Raw genomic sequence first — 6,000 nt, 5'->3', positions numbered from 1 at the left:
CCCCGCCCCCCCCCCCCCCCCCCTAAGCCCCCCCCCCTCCCGTTGGCTCACACCCCCCGGGGGGGGGGGGGGGGGGGGGCCCCCCCCCCCCCCCCCCCCACGGGCCTACGACAGGCCACCTGCCCGGCCACACGTCCCAGGCCGAACACCGGCGTGCGACCCGCGTGCCTCACGGCGATCGGGGCCCGCGCACCGCTACGCAGACGGACGCGGCTCCGGCCGCGGCCGGAGCCTGCGCATCGCGAAACCAAGACCTGCGCATGGGGACAGGAAGATCCACGGACTGGAATGCGCATCCGCTCCCCGCAACCCGACTGCGCACGAACCTCGATCGGTTGCGCAGCCCGATTGCGCACCGCCCGTCCGAGGATGCGCAATCGGGCTGCGCACCACATCCACGCCAGGGCTGAGACGCGTGGTCGGCCCGACCACGAGCCCGACCACGGCAGCTAGGGCGCGTATCGAGTCGTGATCATCGGGTGGTCCTGGTGAGGTCTTTGATCCAGATCACCGAGGCGTGCAGGTGGAGACTGGCGAGGTAGCTGTCGGGAGTCTTGTCGTATCGGGTGTCTCACCGTCCCAGTTCCGGCCTCCTGGTACGTCACGCTCTGGGGCGGGTGAGGCACGTGGAGCCGACGTGAGCCGACCGGTGCACTGATGTCCGGGCGGGGACTCATGGGACATGGCCCGGCACCCCGGCTCAGGTTCCGGGGAGGATACGGCGCGTTTCGTAGGCCCACATCGCGATCTCGACCCGGTTGCGGGCGCCGAGTTTGGCCATCAGGCTGGCCAGATGGGTCTTCACCGTGCTGAGGCTGATGTGCAGTGCATCGGCGATCTCGGTGTTGGTCAGCCCGCGAGCGACGGCGAGGAGCACCTGCTCCTCGCGGGCGGTGACGGGGGAGACCGGCTGGGCCACGGGCCGGCCGGCGGGCAGGTCCGCGAATGCCTGGAGCAGACGGACGGTGACGCTGGGCGCGATGAGCGCCTCACCGTCGGACGCCGACCGTACGGCCTGCGCCAGAAGGTCCGGTCCCGTGTCCTTGAGGAGGAATCCGCGGGCGCCGGCACGCAGTGAGCCGTAGACGTACTCGTCGAGGTCGAACGTGGTGATGACGACCACGGCCAGCGGGTCGGCGACGCCGGGGCCGGCGACCAGCCGGGTGGCCTCGAGCCCGTCGAGCCCGGGCATGCGGATGTCGAACAGGCAGACGTCGGGACGCAGTTCGCGGGCCAGACGTACCGCTTCCTGTCCGTCGGCGGCCTCGCCGACCACCTCGATGCCGGGCTGGGCGTTCAGCATGATCCGCAGCCCGGTACGGATGATGGTCTGGTCGTCAGCGAGTAGGACGCGGATGGACACCGCTCTCCGTCCTCCCTCTCGGCAGCTCGGCTTCGACATGCCAGCCCTGGTCGGCGCCGGGGCCCGCTTGTAGCTTGCCGCCGAGCAGGGCAGCGCGCTCGCGCAGTCCGGCAAGTCCGTATCCGTCGCGGCCTCGGCCCGTGCGTTGGCCGTTGTCGCGCACGCTCACCCGTACCTTGTGCCGTTCCGCGGTGACCCGGACGACGACCTCGGTCGCGTTGACCGCATGGCGCATGGCGTTGGTCACCGACTCCTGCACGATGCGGTAGACGGCCGCGTCCACGGCCGGGGCCAGCGATTCCAATTCGCCGTCCAGCCCCAGGTCGACCCTGAGGCGGCCACCCGGGGTGCGCACCAGGCGCTCCAGATCCGCGACACCGGCAGGAGGCGCCAGCTCGGCGCCGGCCCCGCGGTCGCGCAGCGCGGCGACCATGGCTCGCATTTCCTCCAGCGTGCGCGCACCTTCCTCCTCGACGCCCTCCAGCGCCTCGACGGCGGCGGCCGGGTCGGTGCCTGCGAGCACCCGGCCCGCCTGGGCGCGGATCACCATGGCCGAAACATGGTGGGCCACCGTGTCATGCAGTTCCCGGGCGAGCTGCTCGCGCTCGCGGGAGCGTACCTTCTCCAACTGCCGCTCGCGAGCGGTCGCCAGGAACCGCACGGCGGCCCCGATCAAGCCGGGCAGGAACAGGAAGACGAAGCCCCCCACCTGTTCGGCGGCCGGGGTGTCGTCCGTAACGGCCGACATGGCGAAGGCCCCGAGGATCACCGCGCCGCCCAGCACGATCTCCCGTCCCGCCCCCCACCGGGGCAGCGCATACACCAGTACGAGCACGATCGCGCCGGTGTTCAGGCCGACGGGCTCGCTGGGTGCGGCGACCAGGGAGGCCACCTGGAGCAGGATCATCGAGCCGAACGCCAGCACGACCATCGCCAGCGGGCGGGTCCGGCGCCACAGGGGCAGCACGCACAGCCAGACGGCGAGCACCACGGCCACCGGCCGCCACACCACGTCCTCGCGCAGTGCGGCCTCCAGCACCACACCGCCCAGGCCCGCGCCGAGCAGTGCCCAGTCCCGCCACACCCGGGCGGGCGCGTCGGGCGGCCGTGGTTCGGTCCACAGGGTTCGAAGGTCGTCTCGCAGCACGGTTCTCAGCCTAGGGACCGCGCCGTGCCGCGCATCGGCCGAAAGGACGGGGCGCTACTCCGTCCTGGGGCCGGCGGATCCGCGGCCCGCGAGCCGATGTCCCGCAGCGCCGCGGCGACGAGCCTCGGCATCGGCGGCCGTACAAGGACGGCCGACGAGGTGGTTGGAGGACCCGATGCTCTCGAAAGCCCTCTTGCGCGTGGGCGCAAGCGCCGCCCGCCATCCCTGGCGGGTGATCGCGGCATGGCTGATCGCCGCCACGCTCGCCGTCCTGGCCGCGGTCACCGTCGGCGGGCGGACCGCGGACTCGATGACCGCTCCGGGACTGGACTCCCAACGGGCCGCGGAACTGATCGAGCGGGCCGGCACCGGCCAGGAGGGGATGACCGCCCAGGTGGTCGTCACCCCCCTCGACGGCGGGGCGACGTTCCTCGACCACGGCAGCGCGCGCACCGCGCTCGCGCGGCTGCAGGCCGAGGTGAGGCTACTGCCGCACGTGCTCGGCACGACCGACCCGGCGGGGGCAGTCGACACAGGCGGCGACACCGCCGTGCGCGGCGGCCTGGTCTCGGCCGACGGACGGATCGCAGTCGTCCGGGTGCAGTACCCCGACCAGAGCCGGCTGTCGGCCAAGGACCTCCACGCCCTCGTCGATCTCGGCGACCGGCTGCGCGGCGAGCTGCCGCTGCGCATCGAAATGGGCGGGAACCTCTTCTACGTCTTCTCCGACCCCGACGGCGGCGCGAGCGAGCTGATCGGCCTCCTCGCCGCGGCCGCGATCCTGTTCCTGGCGTTCGGTTCGCTCGTCGCCGCCGCGCTGCCGATCGGCATGGCGGTCTTCGGGCTGACCGTCGGAGTCGCCACGATGACGGTACTCGCGGGGATGACGGACGTCCCGACCTTCGCCCCGGTCCTGGGCAGCATGGTCGGGCTCGGGGTGGGCATCGACTACGCCCTGTTCGTGCTGGCCCGCCACCGGGAGTACCTCGCGCGCGGACTCGATCCCCACGAGGCGGCCGGACGGGCGGTGGCCACGGCGGGGCGCCCCGTGGTCTTCGCCGGCGGCACCGTCGTCGTATCGATCCTCGGACTGGCGGTCGCGAACGTGCCGTTCATGACGGTGGGCGGGCTCGCCGTCTCGATCGTCGTCCTGATCATGGTGGTCGCGTCGGTGACACTGCTGCCGGCCTTCCTCGGCGCCGCCGGCATGCGCCTGGCCCGGGCCGGTCGGATCGGCAGGGCTCTTCAGAGGTGGAAGCTGGGCCGACTCGCACGGCGGCGGGACCCGGCGGCAGGCGCCGCCCACGCCGCCGGGTGGCGGCGCTGGATCGGGCACGTCAGCCAGCACCCGGTGCCGTACGCGGTCGGCGCGGCGGGGCTGCTGCTGACCGCGACGCTGCCCGTGCTCGGCCTGCGCGTCGGCCTGCCCGACGACGGCTCACTGTCCCACAGCCGTACCGAGCGCCGGGCCTACGACCTCGTCGCCGAGGGGTTCGGCCCGGGCACCAACGGTCCCCTCGTCATCGCCGCGGACCCCACCGGTGATCCGGGAGTGCTGGACCGACTCGTCGCAACGGTCGCGGCGGATCCGGGCATCGCATCCGTCGCGCCGACGCACATCGATCGGGCCACCGGCATCGCGACCCTCGTGGTGTTCCCGACCACCAGCCCTCAGGACAAGGCCACGGCCGACACCATCGCCCGGCTGCGCACCGACGTGCTGCCCACGGCGATCGGGCACGGCCCGGCCAGGGCCCACGTCGGCGGCGCCGCCGCGAGCCTGTCCGATGTGGGCCAACGCACCAGCCAACGCCTGCCGGTGTTCGTCGCCGCCGTGCTGGCGATGTCGTTCCTGCTGCTGATGCTGGTCTTCCGCTCGATACTCGTACCGCTCAAGGCGGTGCTGCTGAATCTGCTGAGCATCGGCGCGGCATACGGAATCATGGTCGCGGTCTTCCAGTGGGGCTGGGGAGGCTCACTCATCGGGCTGGAAGCGACGGTTCCGATCGTGTCGTTCATCCCGATGTTCCTCTTCGCCATCCTGTTCGGCCTGTCGATGGACTACGAGGTGTTCCTTCTCTCGCGCGTTCGCGAGGAGTACGTGCGCACCAGCGACAACGGCACGGCGATCGTCGAAGGCGTCTCGGGCACCGCGCGGATCATCACGTCGGCCGCGCTCATCATGGTGACGGTCTTCCTGTCCTTCGCCGTCGCCGACGACCCGTCCACCAAAATGTTCGGACTCGGCCTGGCCACCGCGATCTTCATCGACGCCACGCTGGTACGCATGGTGCTGGTACCGGCGACCATGACACTCCTCGGCCGGACCAACTGGTGGCTGCCGAAGTGGCTAGACTGGATGCTTCCCCGCGGCCCGGTCGGCACCGACGACACCGACGCGGAATCCACGGGTGAAGCCCCGCGTCCACGGCTGGTTGACCGTTGACTCAACTCCTGCCCGCCCTTGGCGTCCGGCACCTCAGCGCGTCACCTAGGGGCATATCGAGTCATGATCATCGGGTGGTCCTGGTGAGGTCCTTGATCCAGATCATCGAGGCGCGCAGGTGGAGACCGGCGAGGTAGCTGTCCGGAGTCTTGTCGTATCGGGTGGCGATGCCTCGCCATGCTTTGAGCTTGTTGATCAGGCGTTCGACGGTGTTCCGCTCCTTGTAGAGATCGGCGTCGTGGCTGACGGGTCGGCCACCTCTGGAGCCCTTCTTCTTCCGGTTGGCGGCCTGGTCCTTCTTCTCCGGGATGACCGCCTTGATACGGCGTTTGCGCAGGTGGGCGCGGTTTCCGCGGGACGAGTCTTGTCTTGTCCCCGGCGACCGCGTCCGGCCGGATGCGGGGTCGGCCGACGGGCCCGCGTACCCGTACCTTCTTCAGGGCGGGGATGAACTGCGGGCTGTCCGCTGCTTGGCCTGTGGTCAGGATGAACGCCAGCGGGCGGCACTTGCGGTCGGCGGCGAGGTGGACCTTGCTGGTCTGCCCGCCTCTGGATCGTCCGAGGAGGGCGGCCTTCAGCCGGAGTTTCCGCCGACGCCGGACCCTCACCCCGCTTCGCGGCTTCCGTGATCAGGCCCTCCAGCAAGGCATCGAAGACGCCGGCGTCACGCCACTGCCGGAAGCGGTTGTGGACGGTCGACCAGGCGCCGAACTCCGTCGGCATCTCCCGCCACTGCCCGCCCGTCCTGAACCGCCAGATCACGCCCTCGAACTGCTGCCGCAGTCGCTCGGGGTACGGGCCGTACTCGCCGATCGGCAGGTACGGCTCGATGAACTCCCAATCCGGATCGGTCAGTTGCACTCGCGTCACGTAAGACCGTCTATCGGACCGGACCGTGCCACGAAGGCACATCCCGCAAATTGATCACGACTCGATACGCGCCCTAGACGGGCACGGTGCCCAGGACGGAACACCCCGCGTCGGCGGGGAGGACTATTGATCGGCCTGGTCGACGACTCGTTCTTCGGAACACCCCCGCGTCGC

Annotated in this window: 3 protein-coding genes and 1 pseudogene; 1 reads left to right on the top strand and 3 read right to left on the bottom strand. The window is 71.1% G+C overall.

The genetic code is table 11. The annotated features are described in order from the left end of the window. Positions 1 to 700: 700 nt before the first annotated feature. Positions 701 to 1,363, bottom strand: a complete 663-nt coding sequence (locus tag ACIBK0_RS47380) for a response regulator (RefSeq protein ID WP_399095295.1) — start codon at positions 1,361 to 1,363, stop codon at positions 701 to 703. Beyond that, on the bottom strand, positions 1,338 to 2,510 hold the full coding sequence (locus tag ACIBK0_RS47375; protein WP_399095292.1) for a sensor histidine kinase: 1,173 nt from the start codon (positions 2,508 to 2,510) through the stop codon (positions 1,338 to 1,340). The genes ACIBK0_RS47380 and ACIBK0_RS47375 overlap by 26 nt, the downstream gene beginning before the upstream one ends. Before the next feature lie 175 nt (positions 2,511 to 2,685). Between ACIBK0_RS47375 and ACIBK0_RS47370 the strand changes: the two genes are divergently transcribed. Next, positions 2,686 to 4,956 (top strand): MMPL family transporter, encoded by a 2,271-nt coding sequence (locus ACIBK0_RS47370; RefSeq protein WP_399095289.1) that lies wholly within the window; start codon positions 2,686 to 2,688, stop codon positions 4,954 to 4,956. Between the two features lie 67 nt (positions 4,957 to 5,023). Here ACIBK0_RS47370 and ACIBK0_RS47365 read toward each other — a convergent pair. Next, a pseudogene (locus ACIBK0_RS47365) lies at positions 5,024 to 5,826 on the bottom strand (IS5 family transposase). Positions 5,827 to 6,000 lie beyond the last annotated feature (174 nt).

Source organism: Streptomyces sp. NPDC050564 (assembly GCF_044457265.1).
Classification (GTDB): Bacteria; Actinomycetota; Actinomycetes; order Streptomycetales; family Streptomycetaceae; genus Streptomyces.
Note: the sequence above shows the minus strand (reverse complement) of the source record. Positions and strands in the feature narration are given on the sequence as shown.

Excerpts from the sequence above, each read along its gene's own strand:
- ACIBK0_RS47370 (WP_399095289.1), top strand. The coding sequence starts at position 2,686 with ATGCTCTCGAAAGCCCTCTTGCGCGTGGGCGCAAGCGCCGCCCGCCAT.